The sequence below is a fragment of the Stenotrophomonas pictorum JCM 9942 genome, assembly GCF_001310775.1.
Taxonomy (GTDB): domain Bacteria; phylum Pseudomonadota; class Gammaproteobacteria; order Xanthomonadales; family Xanthomonadaceae; genus Stenotrophomonas; species Stenotrophomonas pictorum.
This window is the reverse complement of the sequence record NZ_BAZI01000557.1, coordinates 1-1,357: the sequence shown is the minus strand read 5'-3', so window position 1 is coordinate 1,357 and position 1,357 is coordinate 1. Positions and strand designations below refer to the sequence as shown.

Sequence of the window (1,357 nt, the reverse complement as noted above, 5' to 3'; positions counted from 1 at the left end):
GCCGGCGCGCGCCGCCGCGCGGGTGCGCGATCCGTTCTTCGAAGAACGCCGTAGCGGCCAGGTGCGGCCGGGGCTGGGCAACAGCGCACAGGGGATGCCGGGCTTCGTGGCTGATCCGGTGCCGATCGGTTTCATGCAGATTCCCGAGGCGATCGCGGCCATCGGCCCGCTGGCGGTATTCCGCCGTTATGGCGACCAGGTCAATTTCTGGCTGCGCGATGAGGAGGGGCTGAGCCTGTTCCAGCTCAACGGCACGATGCTGGTGCGCAACCGGCTGGTCAACGACGGACAGCGCCGGTTCGTGGTCAGCAGCGTGCTGTGCGGGCGTGATCTGGAGGCGTGCCGGCAATCGCTGGCGCAGCTGCGCGCCGCCCGCACGCGGCAGCAGCCGTTGCCGCTGGAAGCCCCGGCGCCGTAGCCACCCGCGGCATCGGCTGCACAGGTCGCATGGCGGCCTTCCTGCGGGGCCGGATCACACGCAGGGCGTCGACGGCGGGCTGTATCATGGGCACCTGTCCCGCGCGCAACGCGCAGCCGGCCTGCAGCCCGGCCATGATCCTGAGAAACGTCAGCATGTCTTCCGTCCGTCCCGCCACGCTCGAGCAGTGGCTCGCCCATATCGAACAGCAGCATCCGCAGAACATCGCGATGGGCCTGGAGCGCGTGCGCGAGGTCGCCCAGCGTATGCCGCCAGGTCAACCGGCCGAACGCAGCATCGTGGTCGGCGGTACCAACGGCAAAGGCTCGACGGTGGCGTTCATCGAGTCCATCGCCCGTGCCGCCGGCTGGCGGGTGGGCGCCTACACATCGCCCCACCTGCTGCGCTACAACGAGCGGGTACGCATCGACGGCCAGGACGTGGACGACGCCACGCTGGTGGCCGGCTTCAACGCAGTGGAAGACGCGCGCGGCGATACCCCGCTGACCTATTTCGAGTACGGCACGCTGTGCGCGCTGTGGGTGTTCGCGCAGGCCGGGCTGGATCTGGCGGTGCTCGAGGTCGGGCTCGGTGGCCGGCTGGATGCGGTCAACCTGATCGACGCCGACGTGGCGGTGATCACCACGGTGGACATCGACCACGCCGACTGGCTGGGCAACGACCGCGAAACGATCGGTGCGGAGAAGGCCGGCATCATCCGCGGCTGGAAGCCGGTGATCCTGGGCGAGATCGACCCGCCCTCCAGCGTGCTGCGCCGCGCCTATGTGCTGGGCGCCAACGCGATCCGTTTCGGCAGTGATTTCTTCGCCGAGGCGGTGGATGCGCAATGCTGGCGCTGGCGCGATGTGTCTTTCCAGGTCGAGCTGCCGCAGCCGGCGTTGTGGGCGCCGATCCAGCGCAACAACGCCGCCACCGCCA

The 1,357-nt window shown here is 69.4% G+C and carries 2 protein-coding genes; both read left to right on the top strand.

Annotated elements, in window-relative coordinates:
* A partial coding sequence (locus JCM9942_RS16015; RefSeq protein ID WP_157722997.1) for a hypothetical protein occupies positions 1-418 on the top strand: 418 nt, incomplete at its 5' end.
* A gap of 155 nt (positions 419-573) precedes the next feature.
* Positions 574-1,357 (top strand): bifunctional folylpolyglutamate synthase/dihydrofolate synthase (locus JCM9942_RS16010; RefSeq protein WP_256202411.1); only part of this gene is annotated, 784 nt, incomplete at its 3' end.